The sequence below is a fragment of the Mesorhizobium sp. 8 genome, assembly GCF_006351905.1.
Taxonomy (GTDB): Bacteria; Pseudomonadota; Alphaproteobacteria; order Rhizobiales; family Rhizobiaceae; genus Mesorhizobium; species Mesorhizobium composti.
The window spans coordinates 2931848-2955236 of record NZ_CP040914.1 but is presented as its reverse complement, the minus strand read 5'-3'; the positions used below and the strand labels follow the sequence as shown (position 1 = coordinate 2955236).

The 23389-nt window shown below is 66.2% G+C and carries 21 protein-coding genes and 1 tRNA gene; 16 read left to right on the top strand and 6 right to left on the bottom strand.

Annotation, left to right across the window (positions count from 1 at the left end):
* Window positions 1–4: 4 nt before the first annotated feature.
* Both FGU64_RS14445 and FGU64_RS14440 read left to right on the top strand, forming a co-directional pair.
* Window positions 5–799 (top strand): ParA family protein, encoded by a 795-nt coding sequence (locus FGU64_RS14445; protein WP_168734516.1) that lies wholly within the window; start codon window positions 5–7, stop codon window positions 797–799.
* A gap of 27 nt (window positions 800–826) precedes the next feature.
* Window positions 827–1705 (top strand): ParB/RepB/Spo0J family partition protein, encoded by an 879-nt coding sequence (locus tag FGU64_RS14440; protein WP_136357523.1) that lies wholly within the window; start codon window positions 827–829, stop codon window positions 1703–1705.
* 116 nt (window positions 1706–1821) lie between these two features.
* On the opposite strand, the gene recQ is transcribed toward FGU64_RS14440, so the two are convergent.
* The gene (gene recQ, locus FGU64_RS14435; RefSeq protein WP_139953838.1) at window positions 1822–3624 is read right to left on the bottom strand and encodes a DNA helicase RecQ; all 1803 of its coding nucleotides are present in this window, start codon (window positions 3622–3624) and stop codon (window positions 1822–1824) included.
* An 83-nt stretch (window positions 3625–3707) separates the two neighbouring features.
* Entirely contained in the window at window positions 3708–4370 is a 663-nt protein-coding gene (locus tag FGU64_RS14430) for a TetR/AcrR family transcriptional regulator (protein WP_136357527.1), read from the bottom strand.
* 327 nt (window positions 4371–4697) lie between these two features.
* Here FGU64_RS14430 and FGU64_RS14425 point away from each other — a divergent pair, with 327 nt between their 5' ends.
* From FGU64_RS14425 to FGU64_RS14395, 7 genes are all read left to right on the top strand, one after another.
* Window positions 4698–5810 carry a sugar ABC transporter substrate-binding protein gene (locus tag FGU64_RS14425; protein WP_139953837.1) on the top strand — a complete coding sequence of 371 codons (1113 nt, stop codon included), beginning with the start codon at window positions 4698–4700 and terminating at the stop codon, window positions 5808–5810.
* Window positions 5811–5897: 87 nt separating this feature from the next.
* Complete coding sequence (locus tag FGU64_RS14420) at window positions 5898–6863, top strand: ABC transporter permease (protein WP_136357531.1); 966 nt, start codon at window positions 5898–5900, stop codon at window positions 6861–6863.
* Window positions 6864–6869: 6 nt separating this feature from the next.
* Complete coding sequence (locus tag FGU64_RS14415; RefSeq protein WP_136357533.1) at window positions 6870–8375, top strand: sugar ABC transporter ATP-binding protein; 1506 nt, start codon at window positions 6870–6872, stop codon at window positions 8373–8375.
* A gap of 11 nt (window positions 8376–8386) precedes the next feature.
* Window positions 8387–9328, top strand: coding sequence for an ABC transporter permease (locus FGU64_RS14410; RefSeq protein ID WP_139953836.1), 942 nt, complete (start codon window positions 8387–8389; stop codon window positions 9326–9328).
* Between the two features lie 17 nt (window positions 9329–9345).
* Window positions 9346–10374: an alcohol dehydrogenase catalytic domain-containing protein gene (locus FGU64_RS14405; RefSeq protein WP_139953835.1), complete on the top strand. Its 1029-nt coding sequence runs from the start codon at window positions 9346–9348 to the stop codon at window positions 10372–10374.
* A 72-nt stretch (window positions 10375–10446) separates the two neighbouring features.
* Entirely contained in the window at window positions 10447–11946 is a 1500-nt protein-coding gene (locus FGU64_RS14400; RefSeq protein ID WP_139953834.1) for an aldehyde dehydrogenase family protein, read from the top strand.
* Complete coding sequence (locus FGU64_RS14395) at window positions 11943–13544, top strand: GMC family oxidoreductase N-terminal domain-containing protein (protein ID WP_246671121.1); 1602 nt, start codon at window positions 11943–11945, stop codon at window positions 13542–13544. The genes FGU64_RS14400 and FGU64_RS14395 overlap by 4 nt, the downstream gene beginning before the upstream one ends.
* A 67-nt stretch (window positions 13545–13611) precedes the next feature.
* Here the strand turns inward: FGU64_RS14395 and FGU64_RS14390 are convergent, their stop codons facing one another.
* Window positions 13612–14430, bottom strand: a complete 819-nt coding sequence (locus FGU64_RS14390; RefSeq protein ID WP_139953833.1) for an aldo/keto reductase — start codon at window positions 14428–14430, stop codon at window positions 13612–13614.
* Between the two features lie 150 nt (window positions 14431–14580).
* Between FGU64_RS14390 and FGU64_RS14385 the strand changes: the two genes are divergently transcribed.
* The 3 genes from FGU64_RS14385 (at window position 14581) to FGU64_RS14375 (ending at window position 17327) form a co-directional block, all read left to right on the top strand.
* On the top strand, window positions 14581–16179 hold the full coding sequence (locus FGU64_RS14385; protein WP_348639771.1) for an acyl CoA:acetate/3-ketoacid CoA transferase: 1599 nt from the start codon (window positions 14581–14583) through the stop codon (window positions 16177–16179).
* A complete protein-coding gene (locus tag FGU64_RS14380) occupies window positions 16179–16949 on the top strand; it encodes an enoyl-CoA hydratase/isomerase family protein (RefSeq protein ID WP_139953831.1) in 771 nt (256 codons plus the stop codon). Before FGU64_RS14385 ends, FGU64_RS14380 begins: the two co-directional genes overlap by 1 nt.
* A gap of 66 nt (window positions 16950–17015) precedes the next feature.
* The gene (locus tag FGU64_RS14375) at window positions 17016–17327 is read left to right on the top strand and encodes a Dabb family protein (protein WP_139953830.1); all 312 of its coding nucleotides are present in this window, start codon (window positions 17016–17018) and stop codon (window positions 17325–17327) included.
* Between the two features lie 28 nt (window positions 17328–17355).
* On the opposite strand, the gene FGU64_RS14370 is transcribed toward FGU64_RS14375, so the two are convergent.
* On the bottom strand, window positions 17356–17826 hold the full coding sequence (locus tag FGU64_RS14370) for a MaoC/PaaZ C-terminal domain-containing protein (protein WP_139953829.1): 471 nt from the start codon (window positions 17824–17826) through the stop codon (window positions 17356–17358).
* The gene (locus tag FGU64_RS14365; protein ID WP_139953828.1) at window positions 17823–18839 is read right to left on the bottom strand and encodes an aldo/keto reductase; all 1017 of its coding nucleotides are present in this window, start codon (window positions 18837–18839) and stop codon (window positions 17823–17825) included. Before FGU64_RS14365 ends, FGU64_RS14370 begins: the two co-directional genes overlap by 4 nt.
* Before the next feature lie 155 nt (window positions 18840–18994).
* Here FGU64_RS14365 and FGU64_RS14360 point away from each other — a divergent pair, with 155 nt between their 5' ends.
* The 4 genes from FGU64_RS14360 to FGU64_RS14345 all read left to right on the top strand — a co-directional run bounded on the left by FGU64_RS14360 (window position 18995) and on the right by FGU64_RS14345 (window position 23011).
* Entirely contained in the window at window positions 18995–20140 is a 1146-nt protein-coding gene (locus FGU64_RS14360; protein WP_139953827.1) for an acyl-CoA dehydrogenase family protein, read from the top strand.
* The gene (locus tag FGU64_RS14355) at window positions 20137–20919 is read left to right on the top strand and encodes a 3-ketoacyl-ACP reductase (protein ID WP_139953826.1); all 783 of its coding nucleotides are present in this window, start codon (window positions 20137–20139) and stop codon (window positions 20917–20919) included. Before FGU64_RS14360 ends, FGU64_RS14355 begins: the two co-directional genes overlap by 4 nt.
* Window positions 20920–20994: 75 nt before the next feature.
* Window positions 20995–22143, top strand: a complete 1149-nt coding sequence (locus tag FGU64_RS14350; protein ID WP_139953825.1) for a dihydrodipicolinate synthase family protein — start codon at window positions 20995–20997, stop codon at window positions 22141–22143.
* A 7-nt stretch (window positions 22144–22150) separates the two neighbouring features.
* Window positions 22151–23011, top strand: a complete 861-nt coding sequence (locus FGU64_RS14345) for a sugar phosphate isomerase/epimerase family protein (protein WP_139953824.1) — start codon at window positions 22151–22153, stop codon at window positions 23009–23011.
* Window positions 23012–23124: 113 nt separating this feature from the next.
* Here FGU64_RS14345 and FGU64_RS14340 read toward each other — a convergent pair.
* Window positions 23125–23199 (bottom strand) — tRNA-Gly (locus FGU64_RS14340).
* Between the last annotated feature and the right edge of the window lie 190 nt (window positions 23200–23389).

Sequence of the window (23389 nt, the reverse complement as noted above, 5' to 3'; positions counted from 1 at the left end):
GAGCATGACCGCACCCAGGATCATCACTGTCGCCAACCAGAAGGGCGGCGTCGGCAAGACGACAACGGCGATCAATCTCGCCACGGCGCTGGCCGCGATCGGCGAGCGCGTGCTGATCGTCGATCTCGATCCGCAAGGCAACGCCAGTACCGGCCTCGGCATCGATCGCCGCGACCGGACGGTTTCCTCCTATGATGTGCTGACGGGCGAACTGGATATCGAGGCCGCGGCGATGCCGACGGCTGTCCCGGGTCTGTCGATCGTGCCGTCCACGCTCGATCTTCTTGGCATCGAAATGGAGATCGCTTCGGCACCAGACCGGGTGCTCAGGCTGCGCAACGCGTTGCGCGACGCGGCCCAGCGGTCGGGCATGTTCAGCTATGTGCTGATCGACTGCCCGCCTTCGCTCAACCTGCTCACGCTCAATTCCATGGCGGCTGCCGATTCGGTGCTGGTGCCACTGCAATGCGAGTTTTTTGCCCTCGAGGGCCTTAGCCAGTTGCTCGAAACCGTCGAGCAGGTGCGGGGTTCCATCAATCCGGACCTGACGATCCAGGGCATCGTTCTGACGATGTTCGACGGCCGCAACAATCTCGCCAACCAGGTGGTGCAGGACGTGCGCGCGCATATGGGCGACAAGGTCTATGAGACGGTCATTCCGCGCAACGTGCGGGTCTCGGAAGCGCCGTCCTACGGCAAGCCGGCGATCCTGTACGACCTCAAATGCTCGGGCAGCCAAGCCTATCTGCAACTGGCGTCCGAGGTTATCCGCCGCGAGCGCCGGTTGCGTGCCGCATAAACGATTCGATACCGGAACGATTCAAGAATGAATGAAGATCCTTCCAGAAAGCGGCTTGGGCGAGGCCTTGCCGCGCTGATCGGCGAAATGGACCGCCCTGCTCCCGCTCCGGAAAAGCGCGCGGCGGCCGATGGCAAGGCGCCGATCGAATTCGTTTCGGCGAACCCGAAGAATCCGCGCCGCAGCTTCGCCGAGGCCGATCTGACGGATCTGGCGCAGTCGATCCGCGAACACGGCATCGTCCAGCCCGTGGTGGTACGCCCCTCCCCGTCGCAATCCGGGCGCTATGAGATCATCGCTGGTGAGCGGCGCTGGCGCGCGGCGCAACGCGCCGGGCTGACGGAGATCCCAATCATCGTTCGCGAGGTCAGTGACCGGACGGCGCTCGAACTGGCGATCATCGAGAATGTCCAGCGCGCCGACCTGAATCCTGTCGAGGAAGCGCAAGGCTACCAGCAGCTGATCGACGAGCACGGCTACAGCCAGGCCGATCTCGGCCAGGTGATCGGCAAGAGCCGCAGCCATGTTGCCAACACGCTGCGGCTTCTGAAGCTGCCGCCCGTTATCCGCGACATGCTGGTGGACGGCGCGCTGTCGGCCGGCCATGCCCGCACGCTGGTCACGGCGGAGGACCCGGCAGGCTTGGCCAAGCGGATCGTCGAGGAGGGCCTGTCCGTGCGCCAGGCGGAAGCGTTGGCGCAGATGCCAGCTGCCGCACAGCGCGAAGCCAAGCCCGGCGCGCCGGCCGAAAAGGATGCCGACACGCTGGCCCTGGAAAAGCTCCTGTCGGACACGCTCGGCATGAAGGTGCAGGTGGCGCACAAGGACCGGGGCGGTGAGGTCCGCATCGGCTACCGCACGCTGGAGCAGCTCGACGAGTTGTGTCGGCGTCTCAAGCAGGACTGAAAGCAGGCGATTTTTCAGAGTGCTCGCGGAGGAATAATGCCTCCCCGCCGTCTTTGTCTCTCAATTCGCCAATCTATAATAAGCCGGCTAAATGCGGAAGTACTGGCATGCGCCGGTCAGTCCGCATGCTCGGTAATCACTGACAGGAAAGCAGGACCATAACGCTCCAGCTTGGCCTCGCCGACACCGGGAACGGCCGCCATCTCGCGGCGCGACGTAGGACGCGCGGCGGCGATTTCAATTAGCGTCCTGTCATGGAAAATCACGTAGGGCGGCACGTTCTGCGCGCGGGCGATCTCCATGCGCTTTTCCCGCAACGCCTGGAACAACGCGCGATCGGTGTCGGGCAGGGTGGCCGACGCCTGCTGGCGCGAAACTTTCCCCTGCCGCGCCCGCGGTGCCGCCGGCACGCGCAGCATGAGGGTCTGCTTTTCGCGCAGGAACCGCCGGCCCGCCTCTGAAATCGACAGGCCGCCGTGGCCGGCGAGATCGACATCGATCAGCCTGAGCGCGACCAGCTGGCGCAGGATCGCCCGCCACGTGCGGTTGTCGTGCTCCTTGCCGATGCCAAAGGTGGAAATGCCGTCATGGCCGAAGCGAAGGATGCGCTCATCTTCGACGCCCAGAAGAACGTCGACGACATAGGCCTGGCCGAAGCGTTCGCCAGTCCGGTGGATACAGGAAAGCGCTTTCTGCGCCGCGATGGTTCCGTCGAACAGGCGCGGCGGCTCGGCGCAGGTGTCACAGTTGCCGCAAGGCTCGCAGCGGTCGCCGAAATAGGAGAGCAGCGCCTGGCGGCGACAGGTCGCCGTTTCGGCAAGCCCGAGCAGCGCGTCGAGCTTCTGCCGCTCCATGCGCTTGCGCTGCTCGGGCGCTTCCGACTCCTCGATGAAGCGGCTGCGCAGCGCGACGTCCTCGGAGCCGTAGAGCATCAGCGCGTCGGAGGGCAGGCCGTCACGCCCGGCGCGTCCCGTCTCCTGATAGTAGGCCTCGATGCTGCCCGGCAGGTCGATATGGGCGACAAAGCGCACGTCCGGCTTGTCGATGCCCATGCCGAAGGCGATGGTGGCCACCATGACGACAGCCTCGTCGTTCTGGAAGCGCGTCTGGTTGGCCTGGCGCTCCGCCCTGTCCATGCCGCCGTGATAGGGAAGGGCGTCGTAGCCCTGGGCGCAAAGCCAGGCGGCGGTTTCTTCCGTCTTCCGTTTCGACAGGCAATAGACGATGCCGCTTTCGCCGGCGTGGTCCTTCAGGAAGCGCGCCAACTGCGCCCGCGGGTTGTCCTTCTCGCGGATTTCATAACGGATGTTGGGGCGGTCGAAGCCGGCGATGAAGGCGTCGCCTTCGGAAATCCGCAGATGCGCGAGGATCTCGGCGCGTGTCGGCGCATCGGCGGTGGCCGTCAGCGCCATGCGCGGCGTGTCGGGAAACGCCGCGACCAGCGCGTCGAGTTGCCGGTAAGAGGGGCGGAAGTCGTGACCCCACTGCGACAGGCAATGCGCCTCGTCGATGGCGATCAGCGACAATGGCACCCGGCTAAGGCGTTCCAGAATCTCCGGTCTGAGCAGCGTCTCCGGCGCCATATAGAGCAGGTCGAGCCCGCCGGTGGCCACATCCCGCCACAAAGCGCGCCGCTCGTCGCTGGGCAGGTCGGAATTGAAGGCGGCGGCCTTGACGCCCGCCTGGCGCAGGGCCGCCACCTGGTCGGCCATGAGGGCCAGCAGCGGCGAGACGACAAGACCCATGCCGGGGCGCGCCATCGCCGGAATCTGGTAGCACAGGGATTTGCCGCCACCCGTCGGCATCAGGACGAAGGCGTTGTTGCCGGCCGTCACATGGCGGACGATGTCAGCCTGCGGTCCGCGAAACGCGTCGTAGCCATAGACCGTTTTCAGGATATGCAGGGGATCGGCGGACAAGGCGGGCTGCTTGAAGACATGGGAATTCGGCGACGAATCACTCCCTAGCAGATTCGTGCGCCGCTGCGCGAAACCGGGCGAGCCTATTTGCCGGCGGGCGGCTCGGTCTTGCAAACCAGGCGCAGGATGGTTTCCACGTTGAAGCGCAGGCGCTCCTCCAGGGCCGCCGGCGTCATCAGGTCGCGCTGGAATATGATCGAACCGGAAAAGCGGTTGGTGAAATAATAGTAGCCGATCGCGGCGATGGTGATGTTGAGCTGCACCGGGTCTATGCCCGCGCGAAAGTCGCCGCTCTTTTCGCCGCGATCGAGCAGTGCGCCGACCATGCCGACGAACCGGCGGCTGACCTGCTCGATCGTCTGCGACTTCTTCAGGTGCCTTGCCTTGTGCAGGTTCGCGCTGTTGACCAGCGTCAGGAACTCGGGGTTCTTCAGATAATAATCCCAGGTGAAACGCACCAGCCGCTCGAGCGCCTCGCGCGGCTCAAGCCGGTCGAGGTCGAGCTTCTGCTCGGCGGTGCGGATGTCGACATAGGCATCCTCCAGCACGCGCTGGAACAGGTCCTCCTTGCTGTTGAAGTAGTGATAGATCATGCGCTTGTTGGCCTTCGCGCGCTCGGCGATGACGTCGACGCGCGCGCCGGCCAGTCCGCTCTTGGCGAACTCCTTCTTGGCTGCGGCGAGGATCCTCGCCTGCGTCGCCTCCGCGTCGCGGATCCTCGGTCTGGGTGCGCTCTTCACCGTCATCGCCGCCTCCTGTCGCCATGGCCGGAAGGCAGCTGACCTTCCGACACGTTCCGTCTGATTCCGACAACGGGGCCATCCGGCCGCCGGAATCACTCCGCACTGGAGATAACGTACTGGTTACTTGGCGTGCGCGCCAGTGCCGTCGTCTCCGCCCGTACCCGTTGCCGCGCAAGGGCCGTTCGTACTGGGCCTCTTCATAGGTTCTTGGAAACGGCGTTGACACTGTTTCGATAAAGAAGTAACTAGATAGTGCAATAAAGCTCCGGCGAAGACGTAAATCGAGCGATTTCCTTCGATGGCGGGGCGCGGACGAACCGGGAGGAAGGCATGTCGTTCATCAAGAAATTCATCGAGCAGGAGACGATCAACCGCCGCAACCTGCTCTTGGCCTCGGCCTATGGCCTCAGCGGCGCGGCGGCGCTGCGCATGTTCGGCGCGGGCGCCGCGCATGCCGCGGTGGAGAACCCGACGATCGCGTGGAGCTATCGCGACCGCACCAATCCGTACTGGAACTATATCGTGTCCGGCGGCGAGGCCTTTGTCGAAAGTCTCGGCCTGCCGAAAAGCGCGCTGGTCAATCTCATCAACGAAGGGTCGAGCGAGAAGTCGCTGGCCGACGTCAAGGCGCTGCTCGCCAAGGACGGCAACAAGGTCGCGCTGGCGATCGACGCCAACGACGCGCCGAACTGCCGCCCCGTGGTCGAGGCCGTCGCCGCTGCGGGCGCGCATGTCTCGACCATCTGGAACAAGACCGACGACCTGCATCCCTGGGATTTCGGCGACAACTACGTGTCGCACATGACCTGGTCCGACGAGGGTCCTGCTGAGCAGACCGCCCGCATCCTGTTCGACGCGATGGGCAAGAAGGGCGGCGTCGTCCATCTCGGCGGCATCGCCTCCAACAACCCCGCCGTCGAGCGCCTGAACGGCCTGAAGAACGCGCTGAAGGATTATCCCGACATCCAGCTTCTGGATGCGCAGCCGGCCGACTGGGACACGCAGAAGGCGAACCAGATCATGGCGAGCTTCCTCACCCGCTACGGCGACGAGATCAAGGGCGTCCACTGCGCCAACGACACGATCGCCTACGGCGTCCTCGAGGCGCTGCGCGCCGAAGGCATCGAGGGCATGCCCGTCGTCTCCTACGACGGCAACGAGCGGGCGGTCGAGCTCGTCGCCAAGGGCGAGATCCTGGCGACGGTCTTCACCAATCCCTACTGGGGCGGCGGCATCACGGCGGCCTTGGCCTACTATGCCACCATCGGCGCCTTCAAGCCGTCGGACGAGCCGCACGAGCATCGCGAATTCTACGGGCCGACGATCCTCGTCACGCCCAAGGACGCGCTCGACTTCAAGGCCAAGTACCTCGACACCAACCCGACCTACGACTGGAAGGACTTCTGGGGTCCGAGCAACGGCCCGATCCAGTACAAGTCCTGATCTCGGACGGATGCGGCTGTTCACCGGCCGCATCGCAACACGGGGCGACGACGCTGCCGTCGCCCGCCTTTGCCGCGATAACCGGATATGGCCAACATGTTGACGCAGGACAATCTGCAGAAGTGGGCGCCGCTCTTGGTGCTCGTCGTGCTCGTCGTGTTCTTCACGGCGGTCAATCCCAACTTCCTGTCGATCCGCAACTTCGCCCGCATCGCCATCGCCTCGACGCCGGCGCTGATGATCGCGGTCGGCGTTACCTTCGTCATCCTGATGGGATCGATCGACCTTTCCATGGAGGGCTCGGTCGCGGTGTGCGCGGTGTTGTTCGCCACCTTCTTCGCGGCGCTTGGCGGTTCGCTCGCCGGGCCAGGCCTGCTCGCCGTTCCGGCCACCCTGCTGGTGGGCGCGGTGTTCGGCGCCATCAACGGCCTCGTCCACGTCAAGCTGCGCATACCCTCCTTCATGGCCAGCCTGTCGATGGGTTTCGTCGGCATCGGCCTGTCGCTGCTGATCACCGGCGGCGATCGCATCCTGGTCGAGGACCCGCTGTTCCGTTCGCTGCTGACGGTCCGGCTGGGTGGGTTCCCGCTGATGACCTACGTGGCGATCGTCGCGCTGCTCGCCGGCTGGTTCATCCAGAACCACACGACGATCGGCCGTAATTTCTACGCTGTCGGCGGCGGCGAGGACCTGGCGCATGCCTCCGGCCTCAACGTCAACAAGGTGCGCGTCATCTGCTTCCTCATCGCCGGGGTATTCTACGCGCTCGGCGCCATGCTGGCGGTGGCGCAGATCGGCATCGCGGAGACGGTCACTGGCCGCAACCTGATGTTCGTCTCGATCACCTCGGTCGTCGTCGGCGGCACGGCGCTGTGGGGCGGCTCGGGTGGCGTGTGGAACACGCTGATCGGCGTCTTGATCGTCAACGTCATCGGCAACGGCATGGTGGTGATCGGCCTGCCGAGCTACGTCCAGGACGGCGTGCTGGGATTGCTCGTCATCACCGCGGTCTACCTGTCAACCGACCGCCGGTCGCTATCCTTCGTGAAGTAGGGCGCCATGTTCGAGCTCCGCAAAGTCGAAAAGCGATTCCCCGGCGTCCATGCGCTGAAGGGCATCGACTTCAAGATCGGCCGCGGCGAGATCGTCGGCCTGGTGGGCGAGAACGGCGCCGGCAAGTCGACGCTGATGAAGGTGATCTACGGCGCCTACCAGCACGACGGCGGCGAGGTGCTGGTCGACGGCAAGCCGGTCCGTTTCCACAGCCCGCGCGAGGCGATGGACCGGGGCGTCGGCATGGTGTTCCAGGAACAGTCGCTGATCCCCAACCTGACGGTGATGGAGAACGTCTTCCTCGGCTACGAGAAGCAGTTCGTCCGCTTCGGCAAGATCGACTGGAAACGCATGGCCGAGGCGACGCGCCACCAGCTCGAGAAGGTGAAGCTCGCCATCGATCCGGCCACCGTCACCTCGAAACTGTCCTTCGCGCAGCGGCAGCTCGTCGAACTCGCCAAGGTGCTGACGCTGGAAGAGCGGGTGGACGGCAACCTCGTCATCCTGCTCGACGAGCCGACGTCGGTGCTGGCCAAGGAGGAGATCGAGCTGCTGTTCACCCTGATGCGGGACCTGCGCAAGCGGGCGTCCTTCATCTTCGTCTCGCACCGGCTCGACGAGGTGATCGAACTGTCCGACCGCATCTACGTCATGAAGGACGGGGCGGTGGTCGACGCGGTCGAAAGCGGCAAGGCCGAGGTGGAAGCCATCCAGCGCAAGATGGTGGGCCGCGACATCAACCGGGAATATTACCGCGAGGAAAAGCAGCGGCCCTACGACGAAGGCAAGGTGCTGCTCGAACTCGACGCCATCAGCCTGCCCGGCCGCTACAAGGATATATCGCTCAAACTGCATGCCGGCGAAGTGCTGTGCCTGGTCGGCGTCGAAGGCGCCGGGCGCGAGGCGATCCTGCGCACGGTCTTCGGCCTGCTTGCGCCGCAGACCGGAAAAATGTCGATCCACGGCAGTCCGGCCGGCGCCGTCAGCGCCTCGCAGCGCGTGGCGCACGGCATCGGCTACGTGCCGCGCGAGCGCAAGATCGAAGGCATCGTCAGCGGCATGAGCGTCTTCGAGAACATGACGCTCTCGCAGATGGACAAATACACCAGGGCCGGCGTGCTCGACATCGCTGCCGAACGCAAGCTGGCGCGCGACTGGATCAAGCGGCTGTCGATCAAGGCGTCTTCGGAGAATGCCGATTGCGGCAACCTGTCGGGAGGAAACCAGCAGAAGGTCGTGCTCGCAAAATGGCGCAGCGGCGGCTCCGACATCATCCTGCTCGACCATCCGACACGCGGCCTCGACATCGGCGCCAAGGAGGATGTGTACGACATGGTGCGCGAAATGTCGGCGGCGGGCGTCGGAGTCGTGCTGGTCGCCGACACGCTGGAGGAGGCCATCGGCCTCAGTCACACCATTGCCGTTGTCAAGGATGGCGAGATCAAGAAATGGTACAATTGTCCGCCCGGCGCGAAGCCGTCCCTCTACGACCTGATCCACTACATGATCTGAGGCGCACCGGCATGTCGCTCGATCGGCTCAAGCATCATTTCCCCTGGATCACGCTCGTCGTCCTGGTCCTGATCGTCGGCGCCATGGACCCCAACTTCCTGCGTCCGCAGAACCTCGTCGAGCTGGCAGGCGACATCGCGCCGCTGTTCATCATGGCGCTCGGCATGACGCTGGCCATCTATATCGGCGGCATCGACCTGTCGGCGCAGTCGGTGGCCAACATGACGACGGTGCTGGCGACGATCACGCTGCCGCTCTTCGGCGTCTTCTCGGCGCTCGTGGTGATCGCAGTGGGCTTCCTGTTCGGCGCGGTGTCCGGGCTGGTGACGACGCGGCTGAAGGTGCCGTCCTTCATCGCGACGCTCGCTGTCGGCGGCATCGCGCTGTCGGTCGGCCAGTTCGCGTCCGGACAGAGGGCGCTCTACATGGATGCCGGACAGCGCGACCGGGCGTTCGGCTGGATGCTCGGCAACACGGCCGGCATCCCGCACGAACTGGTGCTGTCGCTGGTCCTGCTCGCCTTCGCCTGGTTCATCCAGGACAGGATGAAGGCGGGCCGCATCCTGAAGGCGGTCGGCGCCGGCGAGCTGGCCGCGGTCGCGTCCGGCCTGCGCGTCGATCGCTACAAGATCCTGGCCTTCGCGCTGTCGGGTATGTTCGCGGCGATTGCCGGTCTGCTGTTCTCGGTCAAGCTGTCAGGCGGTTCACCGACGCTGGCGGAAGGTTTCCTGCTGCCGGCGATCGTCGCGGTGCTGGTCGGCGGCACGCCGCTCACCGGCGGCGTCGGCGGCGTGCTCAACACGCTGATCGGGGCGATGATCGTCGCCGTGGTGCGGGCGAGCATGCTCTATCTCGATATTCCGGCGACCAGCCAGCAGATCTTCTTCGGCATCGTGCTGATCGTCGCGATCGCGCTGACCATCGACCGCTCGAAGATGCGGATCGTCAAGTAGCGCGGCGGGAGGACGGCATGGAGACCATGCAGGCGGCGGTGCTCGTTGCGCCGAAGCGCTTCGAAGTGAGGGCGGTCGCCGTGCCGGCGCTCGGGCCGGACGATGTCCTGATCAGGGTGGACCGCTGCGGCATCTGCGGCACCGACATCCATATGTTCAACGGCCACTATGCCGCCGACATGCTGCCGCTGATCCCCGGTCACGAATTCACCGGCACCGTCCACCGCGTTGGCGAGCGGGTCGCCAACCTGCAGCCGGGACAGCGCGTCGTCGCCGATATCAACATCGGCTGCGGCCATTGCTTTTTCTGCCGCCGCCACGAGGTGCTGAACTGCGCGGAGGTGCGCCAGGTCGGCATCCATCGCGACGGCGGTTTCGCCGAATATGTCGCCGTGCCCGGACGGCTGGTCATTCCCGCGCCCGACGACGTCGCGCCGCAGATGCTGGCGCTGACCGAGCCGGTCGCCTGCGTCGTCAGGGCAGCGCGCAAGGCCGATGTGCGCTTCGGCCAGTCCGTCGTCGTGCTCGGCGCCGGGCCGATCGGCAACCTGCATATCCAGATGATGCGACTGATCGGCGCCGCACCGATCATCGCGGTCGAGCTGACGCCGGAGCGCGCCACACTGGCCGAGCTGGCCGGCGCGGACCGCGTCGTCAGCGATCCGGCGACGACCGAGGCGACTGTGCGTGCGATGACCGGCGGACGCGGCGCCGATATCGTCATCGAGAGCGTCGGCAATGCGGCGCTCTACGCCAGGGCCTTCGAGTTGATCCGCCCGGGCGGCCATGTCGCCGCCTTCGGCATCACCGGGCCGCAGGACAGCGTGCCGCTCAAGCTGCTCGACACGGTTCTGAGGGAAAATTCGGTGAAGGGGTCGGTCGCAGGCATGGGTGAGGACATGCACGACGCACTGACCCTGCTGGCGCACAAGCGCTTCGATACGGAGCCGTTCACGGGTTCGACCTATCCGCTGGATTCCATCCAGGAGGCCTTCGAGACGTTGAAGGATCGCCCCGGCGTGCTGAAGACGCAGATCGAGATGTAGCCGCGACGCGCTTGCAATCAGGATGAGCGGGTCTTTACCCATTGTGTAACCGCAAGTGTGCGGAGGACGAAGATGGATCAACGGACAGCAACACTGGCATTGCCGGCGACACCGAGAAGTTTCGGCTTCTTCGTCGACGGCCAGACGATCGAGGCGGGACCACGCGGTCATTTTGAGCGGCGGAGCCCCGGCCACGACGTGCCGGTCACGCGGATGCCGAAATGCACGACGGCCGATCTCGACATGGCCGTTGCTGCGGCGCGTCGCGCCTTCGAGGACGGCCGCTGGTCGCGCATCCCGGCCGTCGAGCGCGCCGACGTGCTGCTGCGCGCGGCGCAGATCCTGCGGCGCCGCGCCGAAGAGATCGCCTACTGGGAGACGCTGGAGAACGGCAAGCCGATCAGCCAGGCGCGCGCCGAGGTCGGCGGCTGCGCCGGCATGTTCGAATATGCGGCGGGCGCTGCGCGCGCCCTGCACGGCGACGCCTTCAACAATCTGGGCGAAGGCATGTTCGGCGTGGTGACGCGCGAGCCGATCGGCGTCGTCGGCCTGATCACGCCATGGAACTTCCCGTTCCTGATCCTGTGCGAGCGCGTGCCCTACATCCTAGCGGCGGGTTGCACGATCGTCGCCAAGCCGTCCGAGGTCACCTCGGCGACGACGCTGCTTCTGGCCGAAGTGCTGGCCGAGGCGGGGCTCCCGGCCGGCTGCTATAATGTCGTCACCGGCTCCGGCAGCACGGTCGGTCAGGCGATGACCGAGCATGCCGACATCGACATGGTGTCGTTCACCGGCTCGACCGCCGTGGGGCGCCGTTGCGTCGCCGCCGCCGCCGGCAACTTCAAGAAGCTCGGGCTCGAGCTCGGCGGCAAGAACCCGCAAATCGTCTTTGCCGACGCCGACCTGGAAGACGCGGCGGACGGCGTCGCCTTCGGCATCGGCTTCAACACCGGCCAGTGCTGCGTCAGCGGCAGCCGGTTGATCGTCGAGCGCTCGGTGGCGCGCGATTTCGAAGCGATGGTCGCCGCCAAGCTCGCCAAAGTGAAGGTCGGCGATCCGCTCGACCCTGAAACGCAGATCGGCGCCATCACCACGACGGCGCAGAACGACACCATCCTCGGCTATATTGCCAAGGGCAAGCAGGAAGGCGCGCGGCTGGTGTGCGGCGGCGACAGGCTCGATTTCGGCCGTGGCCAGTACATCGCGCCGACCCTGTTCGGCGATGTTACCGGCACGATGGCGATCGCCCGCGAGGAGATATTCGGACCTGTGCTCGCCGTCATGCCGTTCGACACGATGGAAGAGGCGATCGCCATCGCCAACGATACCGTCTACGGTCTGGCCGCGAGCGTCTGGACGAAAAACATCGATAAGGCGCTCACCGTCTCGCGGCGGGTACGGGCGGGACGCTTCTGGGTCAACACCACGCTGGCCGGCGGCCCCGAACTGCCGATCGGCGGGTTCAAGCAATCGGGCTGGGGCCGCGAGGCCGGGATCTACGGCGTGGAGGAATACACGCAGGTCAAGTCCGTCCATATCGAGATCGGCAAGCGACAGCCCTGGGTAGGATGATGCGGGAAAGCGGCTACGACTATGTGATTGTCGGCGGCGGGTCGGCGGGCTGTGTGCTCGCCGCGCGATTGACGGAGAATCCGGCCGTGCGCGTGCTCCTTCTGGAGGCCGGCGGCCGCGACCGCCATCCCTATATCCACATGCCGGTCGGTTTTTCGAAGATGACTTCGGGGCCTTTCACCTGGGGGCTGAAGACGGCACCGCAGCGGCATGCCCACAATCGCGAGATCCCCTATGCACAGGCGAGGGTGATCGGCGGCGGCTCGTCGATCAACGCCGAGGTCTATACGCGCGGCCACCCATCCGACTACGACCGCTGGGCCAACGAGGAAGGTGCCGCCGGCTGGTCGTTCAGGGAGGTACAGCCTTACTTCCTGCGCTCGGAAGGCAACACCATCCTGTCGGGGGAATGGCACGGCACGGACGGACCGCTCGGCGTCTCCAACCTGCCCGATCCGCAGCGCACGTCGCGCGCCTTCGTGCAGGCGTGCCAGGAATACGGCATGCCCTACAATCCGGATTTCAATGGCCGCACGCAGCAAGGGGCCGGCATCTACCAGACGACGATCAGGAACAACCGCCGTTGCTCCGCCGCCGTCGGCTACCTGCGACCGGCGCGCGGGCGCGCTAACCTGACGGTCGAGACGGGTTGCCTCGTCCGGCGCATCGTCTTCGAAGGCGTGCGGGCCGTCGGCGTCGAATATGCGAAGAACGGCCGCGCCGTCCTGGCGCGAGCCGATAGCGAAGTGCTGGTCACGGCCGGCGCCATCGGCTCGCCCAAGATCATGATGCTGTCCGGCGTCGGCCCGGCGGCGCACCTGCGCCAGCACGGCATCGAGGTGATGCACGACCTGCCCGGTGTCGGCGAGAACCTCAACGATCATTTCGGTGTCGACATCGTCGCCGAACTGAAGGGGCCGACCAGCCTCGACAAGTACAACAAGCTGCATTGGATGCTGTGGGCCGGCATTCAGTACGTGCTTTTCAATTCCGGACCGGTGACCTCCAACGTTGTCGAGGGTGGCGCCTTTTGGCACTCGCGGCCGGACGGGGAAGTTCCCGACCTGCAATTCCATTTCCTGGCGGGGGCGGGCGCGGAGGAAGGCGTTCCGACGGTCCCGTCGGGCTCCGGCATCACGCTCAATTCCTATACGCTGCGGCCGAAAAGCCGGGGCACGGTCCGGCTGCGTTCGGCCGACGCCGAGGCGCTGCCGGTCATCGACCCGAATTTCCTCGCCGAGCCGGACGACGTCTGGATATCCGCGGAAGGCGTGCGCATCAGCCGCGAGATCTTCCGCCAGCCGTCGCTGCAGAAATACATCAAGCGCCTGCACGTGCCGGGCGAAGAGGTGAAGACGAAGGCCGATTTCGCCGACTATGCGCGCCGCTACGGACGCACGTCCTATCACCCGACGGGAACCTGCAAGATGGGCGTTGACGCCATGGCGGTGGTCGACCCGCAGTTACGGGTGCGCGGGCTGGACAACATCCGCATCTGCGATTCCTCGACGATGCCCAGCCTGATCGGCTCCAACACCAATGCGGCGACGATCATGATCGGCGAAAAGGCGTCCGATCTCATCCGCGGCAACAAATAAGCCGCAGCGTTGCGGTCCGGCGGCGATCCTCAGCGGATCGCCGCCAGCATTTCAGCTTCGCTCGCTTTCAATCCCACTCGGGCGCATAGGGCACCAGGTCGCGGCCGACGATGCGATAGTTGGTATGGGTCAGCGCCTCGATCCGCGCCATGTCGATGCTCGACAGGGTGAAATCCATGATGTCGAAATTGGCGCGGATGTTGTCCGGCTTGGTCGACATGGTGTTCAGCGACACCCCCTTCTGCAGGATCCAGCGCAGCACGATCTGGGCCGCCGACTTGCCGTAGAGCGCGCCGATCTCGGCGAAGAGCGGGACCTCGAACACCTTGCCGCGCGCCACCGAGCAGTAGGACGACAGCGGGATGCCGGTCTCAGTGGCGGCCGCCAGAAGGACATCCTGGTTGAGCAGGGGATGGAATTCGACCTGGTTGGTCACCAGCGGGACGTCGACGATGGCCTTCGCGTCGCGCATCATCCGGGCCGTGTGGTTGGAAATGCCGATATGGCGGGCCAGCCCCTTTTCCTGGGCCTTCTGGAGCTGGCGCAGCGGCGGCGCGATGTTGCCGTCCACCGCCGGCCAGTGCAGCAGAAGGACGTCGGCATAGTCGGTCCGCAGCGCCTTCAGGCTGCGCTCCACCGAAGCGAGGAACAGGTTGTCGGCGAAGTTCTCGACGCCGACCTTGGTGGTGATGCAAAGCTCGGCGCGCGGCACGCCGCCCCCGGCCAGCGCCTCGCCGACCTCGCTCTCGTTTTCGTACATCTGCGCGGTGTCGAAGGCGCGGTAGCCGGTCGCCAGCGCCGCCGCGACGGCCTGCCTGCAAGTCTCGCCGCGCAGCGGATATGTGCCGAAAGCGCGCTGGTATGTCTGCTGGAAATAGATGCTCATTCGGCCGTTCCCCACTCTCCGTTCGAATCCGCTATTGCACCAGATGGTTACTTATAATATGAGCATGGTCAGGCTGCAAGACGGTTCCTTGTCCGGTCCGAAACAGGTGCCGGCGACATGGAAATGCAGCCGTGAAGAATCACAGCGAGGATGCCGATGTCCAAGATCACGAGCGCTGAAAATGCGGTCAAACGCATCGCCGACGGCGCCGTCGTCGCGGTGAATTCGTCGAGCGGCCTGTGCTGTCCGGATCATGTCCTGCAGGCGCTCGGCGAGCGCTATCGCGCCGAGCGGCATCCCGGCCGGCTGACGATGGTGCATCCGATCGCCGCCGGCGACATGTTCGGCACCAGGGGCATCGACCATCTCGCACAGGACGGCATGATCGACACCATCATCGCCGGCTCCTACCCTTCCGGCCCCTCCTCGGCGGAGCCGCCGCTGATCTGGCAGATGCTGGGCGAGAACAAGGTGGCGGCCTACAATGTGCCGAGCGGCATCCTGTTCGACGTTCTGCGCGAAGCCGCCGGCAAGCGGCCGGGCGTCATCACCAAGGTCGGCCTCGACACCTTTGTCGATCCGGATCTCGACGGCTGTGCCATGAACGAGCGCGCGCGGGAAAAGGCGATCGTGCGCAAGATCGATTTCGAGGGCGAGGATTGGCTCTATTTTCCGACGATCGCGCCGGACGTCGCTATCATCCGCGCCTCGACGGCGGACGAACGCGGCAACCTCACCTTCGAGCACGAAGGCGCCTATCTCGGCGCGATGGAACTGGCGCTCGCCGCGCACAACTGCGGCGGACTGGTCATCGCCCAGGTGAAGCGGGTGGCGCAGGCCGGCAGCCTGAGGCCGCATGACGTGCGGGTGCCGGGCATCCTGGTTGACATGATCGTCGAGGCGCCCGACCAGTTGCAGACCACCGCCACGGCCTACGACCCGGCGATTTCCGGCGAGCTGTTCCGGCCGCTCGATACCTTCCGCACGCCAGCTTTCGATCCCGCCAAGGTCATCGCGCGTCGCGTCGCGGCCGAGCTCGAGCCCGGTTGGGCGGTCAATATCGGCTTCGGCATCTCGGCCAACGTGCCGCGCATCTTCCTCGAGGAAGGCCGTCACGGCGAGGTGACGTGGGTGATCGAACAAGGCGCGGTCGGTGGCATCCCGCTGCTCGACTTCAAGTTCGGTTGCTCCTCCAATGCCGAGGCCTTCGTGCCGTCGCCGCACCAGTTCACCTATTTCCAGGCGGCGGGTTTCGACGCCTCGCTGCTGTCCTTCCTGCAGATCGGCGCGGACGGGTCGGTCAACGTCTCGAAACTCGCCGTGAGGCCGCATGTCACCGCCGGCGCCGGCGGTTTCGTCGACATCACGGCGCGGGCGAAGAAGATCGTCTTTTCCGGCTATTTCAACGCCGGCGCGAAGCTCTCCATCGCCGACGGCAAGGTATCGATCGACAAGGAGGGTAAGGTCGCCAAGCTGGTGCCCGAGGTCGACCAGGTGTCGTTTTCCGGCAAGCGGGCAACCGCGCAGGGTCAGGACATCACCTATGTCACGGAACGCTGCGTGCTGCGGTTGATCGACGGCAAGGTGACGGTCACCGAGATCGCCCCCGGCATCGACCTGCAGCGCGACGTGCTCGACCGCGCGGCGTTTCCGCTGACCGTTGCGCCGTCGCTCAAGCCGATGCAAGCTGACCTCTTTCTGCCCGGCGGCAGCGGCGGACGCTCCGCCGGCAAGGAGGCGGCCGAATAATGTCCGACAGCGGTGTGCATCTGGAAGTCGAGGGCGGCGTGGCGCTGATCGTGCTTCGGCGCGAAGGCAAGCTGAACGCCCTCGACGCCGGCATGGTCCGCGAGCTGGCGCTGGCTTGCGCCACGATCGAGCACGATGCCGCCGTGCGCGTCGCGATCCTCACCGGCTCCGGCGCCAAGGCATTCTCGGCTGGCGGCGACATCGAGGCGTGGAGCGGCGAGACGCCGGAAGATTTCGGCCGCTTCTGGGTACGCGAGGGCCATGCCGCCTTCGACGCGCTGGCGCGGTTGCGGCAGCCGCTCATCGCGGTGCTGAACGGCCATACGCTGGGCGGTGGGCTGGAGCTTGCGGCCTGCGCCGACTTCCGCATCGCCGAGGCACATGTGAAGATCGGCCTGCCCGAAACGGGCCTCGGCGTCATTCCCGGCTGGTCGGGCACGCAGCGCGCCGTGCGCCGCTTCGGCGCCCGGCTGGTGCGGCGCATGGCGATCTTCGGCGAGGTGTTCGGCGCCGACGAGGCGCTTCGCCTCGGGCTGGTCGATGCGGTGACCGAAAGCGGCAAGGGGCTCGAGCACGCCCGGCAGGTCGCCGCCCGGGTCCGCGCGCGCGGCCCGCTCGCCACCGAACTCACCAAGATGCTCGTCAATGCGGCCGAGGGCGAGGAGACGGAACGGGTCCTCGATGCCCTGGCCGGTATCGCCGTGGCGGGATCGGACGACCTCAAGGAAGGGCTTGCGGCGTTCCGCGCCAAGCGGCCGCCGCGTTTCTGACGATTGCCGCAATCGGGCGAACCGCTTCTCCCCATTGCCGTCCCGTAACTCCAAAGGAACCAAGGCATGATTCGGCATTTCGTTCTCCTGCGCTTTCTCGACAGCGTCGATGCCGAAACCAAGGCGTTGATCTACAAGGATCTGAGCGGCCTGCGCGATCACCTGCCCGGCATCGTCGGCTTCCACGCCGGAGCGAATGTCAGCGTCGAGACGGACCTGATCCGTGGCAACCACGATGCGTTCTGGGTCGATTTCGCCGACAGCGCCGCGCGCGACGCCTATCTCGTCGATGCCAGGCATCGCGAGATCGGCGCGCGCATCGTCGCCAACACGGTGGGCGGGATCGACGGCGTGACAGTCGTCGACATCGAGTTCTGACGAACTGGTATTTAGCCGGCGAAACGATCTACCGGCGATAGACCATCAGCCGGTTATCGCCCGACTGCACGATGTCACCGTTCTGGTTGGCGACGGCGAACCGCAGGGTGAGAATGCCGCGATCCGGCTTGCGTGTAACGCGCTTGCCGGCCACGGCGATGCGCGCCCGAATGGCGTCGCCGGCCAGAACAGGCCGTTCGAAGCGGAAATCCCAGCCAAGCGATGCGATGGCCCGAAACCGTGCCTCAGCCTGGTTCTTCAGTCCGTCGACCAGCGACAGCACCAGCAGGCCGTGGGCGACGCGACCTGCAAAGCCGTGGCGGCGGGCGGCGGTCTCGTCCATGTGGATCTCGAAGCGGTCGCCGGTCAGCGCGGCGAAGGCGTCGATCATGTCGGCGCTCACCGTGCGGCGGGGCGTCTCGAACCAGTCGCCGGCCTCCACATCCTCGTAGGAAAGCTCGGCGGCCCCGCCCAGGTTTCGGCCACCCTCGCCGGTCATGCCGGCACCGGGGCGTCCTCGCGCAGCAGCTTCCTGTGCTTCAGGTCGGCCCAGAAGTCGGCCGGGATCGGGTGGCTGAACCATTTCAGGTTCTGCTCCAACTGCTCGACCGTGCGCGTACCGGCGCAGAAGGCCGGAATGGCGGGGTGGGCGACGACGAACTGGAGGGCGGCTGCGGGCAGCGGCACGCCGTGCTCGCGGCACACGGCCTCGATCTTCGCCACCTTGTCCATGACAGCGGCCGGGGCGGGGGCATAATTGTACTTGGCGCCCGGAACGGCGCCGGTGGCGAGGATACCGGAGTTGAAGCCGCCGCCGACCAGCACGGCCGCGCCGCGCTCCTCGCACAGCGGCAGGAAGCCGTCCAGCGCCTCCTGCTCCAGGAGCGTGTAGCGGCCGGCGAGCAGGAAACAGTCGAAGTCGCGCTGCTTCAGTGCCTCGTGGCAGACCTCCCATTCGTTGACGCCGACGCCGATGGCCTTGACGACGCCTTCCGAGCGCAGCCGCTCCAGCGCCCGCCAGCAGCCGTCCATCGCCTGCCGGAACACTTCGGGTTGCTCGTCGCCGCGCGTGAAGCGGTCGATGTCGTGGATGAACAGCATGTCGATGCGCTCCAGCGCCAGCCGCTGCAGCGAATCCTCGAAGGAGCGCATGGTGCCGTCGTAGCTGTAGTCGAAGGCCATGGTGTTGGGCGCCGCGTTGTTCCACGGCGCGAAGTCGATTTCCGAGCGCCTGCCGGCCTTCAGCACGCGGCCAACCTTGGAAGCGAGGACGAAGTCGTCGCGCTTCTTCCAGCGCAGTGAATGGCCCAGCCGCAGTTCCGACAGGCCGTGGCCGTACATCGGCGCCGTGTCATAGAAGCGCACGCCGGCGTCCCAGGCATGCCGCACCATCGCGTCGGCGGTGGGCTCGTCGATCTCGCGCAGGAAATTGCCGATCGGCGCGGTGCCGAAAGCAAAGGCGGTGACCTCGATGTTGCTGCGTCCGAACTTGCGCTTCTGCGACGGGTCCATGCTGTCCTCCCTTGTAACCATCCGGTTATTTCTTACACGGACCAAAGTCTTTCGGCAAGCCGTGCCGCCGCCCGGCGTCGCCGCCGCGGAGACGCTTGACCGCATGTGCGATGCTGCGCTATAGCAGTAACTAGATAGTTACAAATGAGGACGCCATGTACGCCAACGAGACGCAGCTTCAGGTGCGCGACATGGCGCGCCAGTTCGCCGAGGAGGTGATCCGGCCGGCGGCCGAGGGCCTCGACCGCGACGAGCGCTTTCCCGCCGAGCTCTATCAGCAGATGGGCGAGCTCGGCCTGTTCGGCATCGGCGTGCCGGAAGCGATGGGCGGCCCCGGCTTCGACACGCTCACCTACGCGCTGGTCATGGAAGAGCTGTCGCGCGGCTATGCCTCGGTGGCGGACCAGTGCGGGCTGGTCGAACTCATCAGCACGCTCCTGGTGCGCCACGGCACCGAGGCGCAGCGAGACGCCTGGCTCGGCCCGGTGATGCGGGCTGCGAAGCGCGCCGCCTATTGCATCACCGAACCGGAAGCCGGCACCGACGTTTCCGGCATCCGCACCACTGCCGAGCCGGACGGCGAGGGCTGGCGCCTCAACGGCGGCAAGATCTGGATCCACAACGCGCCGGTCGCCGATGTCGGCTTCGTGCTGGCGCGCACGGACAAGGCCGCAGGGCATCGCGGCATGAGCATCTTCATCGTCGACCTGCATGCCGAAGGCGTCGAGCGCGGCCCGAAGGAGCACAAGATGGGTCAGCGCGCCAGCCAGGTCGGCGCGTTGACCTTTACCGACGTCAAGCTGGGGCCGGAGGCACTGCTCGGCGAAGCCGGCAAGGGCTTCCACATGATGATGAGCGTGCTCGACAAGGGCCGCGTCGGCATCGCCTCGCTCGCCGTCGGCATCGCCCAGGCGGGGCTGGAAGCGGCTGTCGACTATTCCAGGCAGCGCAGACAGTTCGGCAAGGCGATCTCGGACTTCCAGGGCGTGCAGTGGCTTTTGGCCGACATGGCCAAGGACATCGAGGCCGCCCGCCTGCTGGTGCACAGCGCCGCCGTCAAGATCGATCGCGGCGAGGAGGCGACGAAGGCCTGTTCGATGGCAAAGTGCTTCGCCGGCGACATGGCCGTCGCCCGCACCGCCGATGCCGTGCAGGTGTTCGGCGGTTCCGGCTATATCCGCGGCTTCGAGGTGGAACGGCTTTACCGCGACGCCAAGATCACGCAGATTTACGAGGGCACCAACCAGATTCAGCGCATGATCATCGCGCGCGAACTCTTGAAGCACGGGGCGCAGGCATGAGCGGAACGGCGCGGCAGGCGGTCTTCGTCACCGGATCGAGCCGCGGCATCGGGCTGGCGGCAGCGCTGGAACTGGGCAGGCTCGGCTTCGCCGTCGCGCTCAATGGCCCGGCTGACGATGCCGAACTGAAGGACGCCGAGGCAGCCGTCGCCGCGCTCGGGGTGCCGGTGGTGCGGGTCGCCGGCGACGTCGCCGACATCGCCGCGCACGATGCGATGCTCGACCGTTCAGAACGCGCGATCGGCCCGCTGTCGACGCTCATCAACAATGCCGGCGTGTCGGTGCTCGCCCGTGGCGATCCGCTCGACGTCAGCGAGGAAAGCTACGACCGCTGCCAGGCGGTGAACGCCAAGGCGCAATTCTTTCTTTGCCAGGCGTGGGCGCGCCGCGTGCTGCCGCGCCGGCGCGACGACGGCCGCTTCTACGCCGTCATCAACGTGTCGTCCTCGAACGCCGACGCGGTGGCTGAATCGCGGGCGGAATACTGCGTGTCGAAGGCCGGTTCGGCGATGGTGAGCAAGGTGTTCGCCGTGCGGCTGGGTCGCGAGAACATCGCCGTCTACGACATCCGTCCGGGCCTGATCGAGACGGCGATGACCAGGCCGGTCTCGGCCACCTACCAGCGGCGGATCGACGAGGAAGGGCTGACGCTGATGCGCCGGCTCGGCCAGCCCCAGGATGTCGGCAGGGTGATGGCGACGCTGGCATCCGGCAACCTGCCCTACACGACCGGCCAGGTGATCGCGGTCGACGCCGGCATGCTGGTGCCGAGGTTCTAGATCGCTTTGTTACAACGCAATTCCGGACGGAAAACCGTTTCACACTTTTCCTGGAATTGCTCAAAAGGACCAACCATGACGATCCGGCTTCCCGACGAGAAGGGTAAATTCTCCGACTACCGGCTGAGCGGCAGGACCATTCCGTCGGCGCGGTTGCCCGCCGACGCCGCCCGCATCGTCTTTTCGGCCGCGCATGTGGTCGCCGATCCGTTCGCGGCCTGCGAACCGTCCGGGCCGGCGGCGGTGGACTGGACGGCAACGATGGCGTTCCGGCGCCATCTCGACAGTCTCGGCCTGGGCATTGCCGAGGCGATGGACACCGCGCAGCGCGGCATGGGCCTCGACTGGCCCGGCGCGCTCGAACTCATCCGCCGTACAAAAGCTGAACTGCCGGACGCGCTGGTGTTCAACGGTTGCGGCACCGACCAGCTGGCGCCTGCCGATGCCCGTGACCTGGACGACGTGCGACGCGCCTATTTCGAGCAGGTCGAGGCGATCCAGAAGCTCGGCGGCCGGCTCATCGTGATGGCGAGCCGCGCGCTCGCCGCCGTCACCGCTTCGCCGGACGACTATGTCAGCGTCTACAGCGACGTGCTGGCGCGCTGCGACCGGCCGGTGGTGCTGCACTGGCTGGGCGAAATGTTCGACCCGGCGCTGGCCGGCTACTGGGGCGCCGATGCGTTCGAGCCGGCGATGGAGACGGCGCTGGCGGTGATCGCGGAGAATGCCGCCAAGGTGGACGGCATCAAGATTTCGCTGCTCGACAAGGACAAGGAAATCGCCATGCGCCGCCGCCTGCCGGCCGGCGTGAAGATGTATACGGGCGACGACTTCAACTATCCCGAACTGATCGCCGGCGACGAGCAGGGCCATTCGCACGCCCTGCTGGGGATCTTCGATCCGCTGGCGCCGGCGGCCGCTTATGCAGTCGCCAAGCTGGGAGAAGGTGACGGCAAGGCTTTTCGCGATACGCTCGACCCGACCGTGCCGCTGGCGCGACTGATCTTCCGGGCGCCGACGCAGCACTACAAGACCGGGGTGGTCTTCCTCGCCTGGCTGAACGGCTTCCAGGACCATTTCATCATGCTCGGCGGCGCGCAGGCGATGCGGCCGCTGCCTTACTTCGTCGAGGCGTTCAAGCTGGCCGACGGCTGTGGCCTGCTGCGCGACCCGGACCTCGCGATCCAGCGCATGCGCAAGCTCCTGGCGCTCTACGGCGCCTGAGGCGACGATGCGCGATTTCCGTCACGACCATTCCGCCCTCGCCCTCAACACGGCGACGTTGGGCCACAATGTCGAGGGGCAGGGCGCCGGCTGGCCGGTCGAGCGGGTGATCGATGCCTGCGCCGAGCGCGGGTTCGGCGGCATCGTGTTCTGGCGGCGCGAGATCGGCAAGAACGCGGTGACGATCGGCCGGCGCGCCCGCGCCGCCGGCCTCGCGGTCGCCGGGCTTTGCCGCACGCCGTTTCTCGTCGGCCCGCTGGCGCCGCGGCCGCTCGCGGCGCTGATGGACGATTTCCATGCGTCGATCGACATGGCGGCGGCGCTTGAGGCGCCTGTGCTCACCATCGTCGTCGGCGGCGTCGAACCGGAGACGAAGGGCATGGCGGACAGCCTGAAGCGGGTCGGGGAACGGGTTGCCGCAGCCGCGCCCTATGCGGCGGAACGCGGGGTGCGCCTGGCGCTCGAACCGCTCCATCCGGTCTATGGCGGCGACCGCTCCTGCCTCGTCACCGTGCGCGACGCGCTCGACCTGTGCGACTGGATCGACAGCGCCAATGTCGGCATCGCCGTCGATGTCTATCACGTGTGGTGGGACACCATGCTGGCCGACCAACTGAGGCGCGCCGGCAGGCATCGCATTCTCGGCTATCACCTGTGCGACTGGCTGGCCGAGACGCGCGACGTCCTGCTCGACCGCGGCATGATGGGCGACGGCGTGGCCGACCTGAAGGCGATTCGCGCGGCCGTCGAGGGTGCCGGCTACGACGGCGTGTGCGAGGTCGAGATCTTTTCGGCCGGAAACTGGTGGAAGCGCGATCCCGGCGAGGTGCTGGATGTCTGCGTAGAGCGTTTCCGCAGCGTTTGTTGACGATCTGCTGCAAGGACGGCGGAAGGCAGAAGCCGCGCATCGACCGCCCGGCTGACAAACAGCAAAAAGGCCCGGATATCCGAGCCTCTAAGCTATTCAAAAGTAAAAACTTTTGGAGCGGGTGAAGCGATTCGAACGCTCGACCCCAACCTTGGCAAGGTTGTGCTCTACCCCTGAGCTACACCCGCTCGCGCGGCCCGAGGCCGCAAGCCGCGCTTATATGGCCGAAGCGCCGGACGATTGCAACAGGGAATTCGACTGTTTTTTCGCGTTCCGGCACCGCAGGAGAACTGTGGCCTGCGACCGGCTCGCCGCAAGGTCTGCGGCGAAGCGCGAAGATGGTCATCCGTCCGCCATCCGGCGGGAGCGGCCTTGTCT

Excerpts from the sequence above, each read along its gene's own strand:
- FGU64_RS14445 (WP_168734516.1), top strand. The coding sequence starts at position 5 with ATGACCGCACCCAGGATCATCACTGTCGCCAACCAGAAGGGCGGCGTC.
- FGU64_RS14440 (WP_136357523.1), top strand. The coding sequence starts at position 827 with ATGAATGAAGATCCTTCCAGAAAGCGGCTTGGGCGAGGCCTTGCCGCG.
- FGU64_RS14430 (WP_136357527.1), bottom strand. The coding sequence starts at position 4,370 with ATGACGGTGAAGAGCGCACCCAGACCGAGGATCCGCGACGCGGAGGCG.
- FGU64_RS14425 (WP_139953837.1), top strand. The coding sequence starts at position 4,698 with ATGTCGTTCATCAAGAAATTCATCGAGCAGGAGACGATCAACCGCCGC.
- FGU64_RS14420 (WP_136357531.1), top strand. The coding sequence starts at position 5,898 with ATGGCCAACATGTTGACGCAGGACAATCTGCAGAAGTGGGCGCCGCTC.
- FGU64_RS14415 (WP_136357533.1), top strand. The coding sequence starts at position 6,870 with ATGTTCGAGCTCCGCAAAGTCGAAAAGCGATTCCCCGGCGTCCATGCG.
- FGU64_RS14410 (WP_139953836.1), top strand. The coding sequence starts at position 8,387 with ATGTCGCTCGATCGGCTCAAGCATCATTTCCCCTGGATCACGCTCGTC.
- FGU64_RS14405 (WP_139953835.1), top strand. The coding sequence starts at position 9,346 with ATGGAGACCATGCAGGCGGCGGTGCTCGTTGCGCCGAAGCGCTTCGAA.
- FGU64_RS14400 (WP_139953834.1), top strand. The coding sequence starts at position 10,447 with ATGGATCAACGGACAGCAACACTGGCATTGCCGGCGACACCGAGAAGT.
- FGU64_RS14395 (WP_246671121.1), top strand. The coding sequence starts at position 11,943 with ATGATGCGGGAAAGCGGCTACGACTATGTGATTGTCGGCGGCGGGTCG.
- FGU64_RS14390 (WP_139953833.1), bottom strand. The coding sequence starts at position 14,430 with ATGAGCATCTATTTCCAGCAGACATACCAGCGCGCTTTCGGCACATAT.
- FGU64_RS14385 (WP_348639771.1), top strand. The coding sequence starts at position 14,581 with ATGCCGATGTCCAAGATCACGAGCGCTGAAAATGCGGTCAAACGCATC.
- FGU64_RS14380 (WP_139953831.1), top strand. The coding sequence starts at position 16,179 with ATGTCCGACAGCGGTGTGCATCTGGAAGTCGAGGGCGGCGTGGCGCTG.
- FGU64_RS14375 (WP_139953830.1), top strand. The coding sequence starts at position 17,016 with ATGATTCGGCATTTCGTTCTCCTGCGCTTTCTCGACAGCGTCGATGCC.
- FGU64_RS14370 (WP_139953829.1), bottom strand. The coding sequence starts at position 17,826 with ATGACCGGCGAGGGTGGCCGAAACCTGGGCGGGGCCGCCGAGCTTTCC.
- FGU64_RS14365 (WP_139953828.1), bottom strand. The coding sequence starts at position 18,839 with ATGGACCCGTCGCAGAAGCGCAAGTTCGGACGCAGCAACATCGAGGTC.
- FGU64_RS14360 (WP_139953827.1), top strand. The coding sequence starts at position 18,995 with ATGTACGCCAACGAGACGCAGCTTCAGGTGCGCGACATGGCGCGCCAG.
- FGU64_RS14355 (WP_139953826.1), top strand. The coding sequence starts at position 20,137 with ATGAGCGGAACGGCGCGGCAGGCGGTCTTCGTCACCGGATCGAGCCGC.
- FGU64_RS14350 (WP_139953825.1), top strand. The coding sequence starts at position 20,995 with ATGACGATCCGGCTTCCCGACGAGAAGGGTAAATTCTCCGACTACCGG.
- FGU64_RS14345 (WP_139953824.1), top strand. The coding sequence starts at position 22,151 with ATGCGCGATTTCCGTCACGACCATTCCGCCCTCGCCCTCAACACGGCG.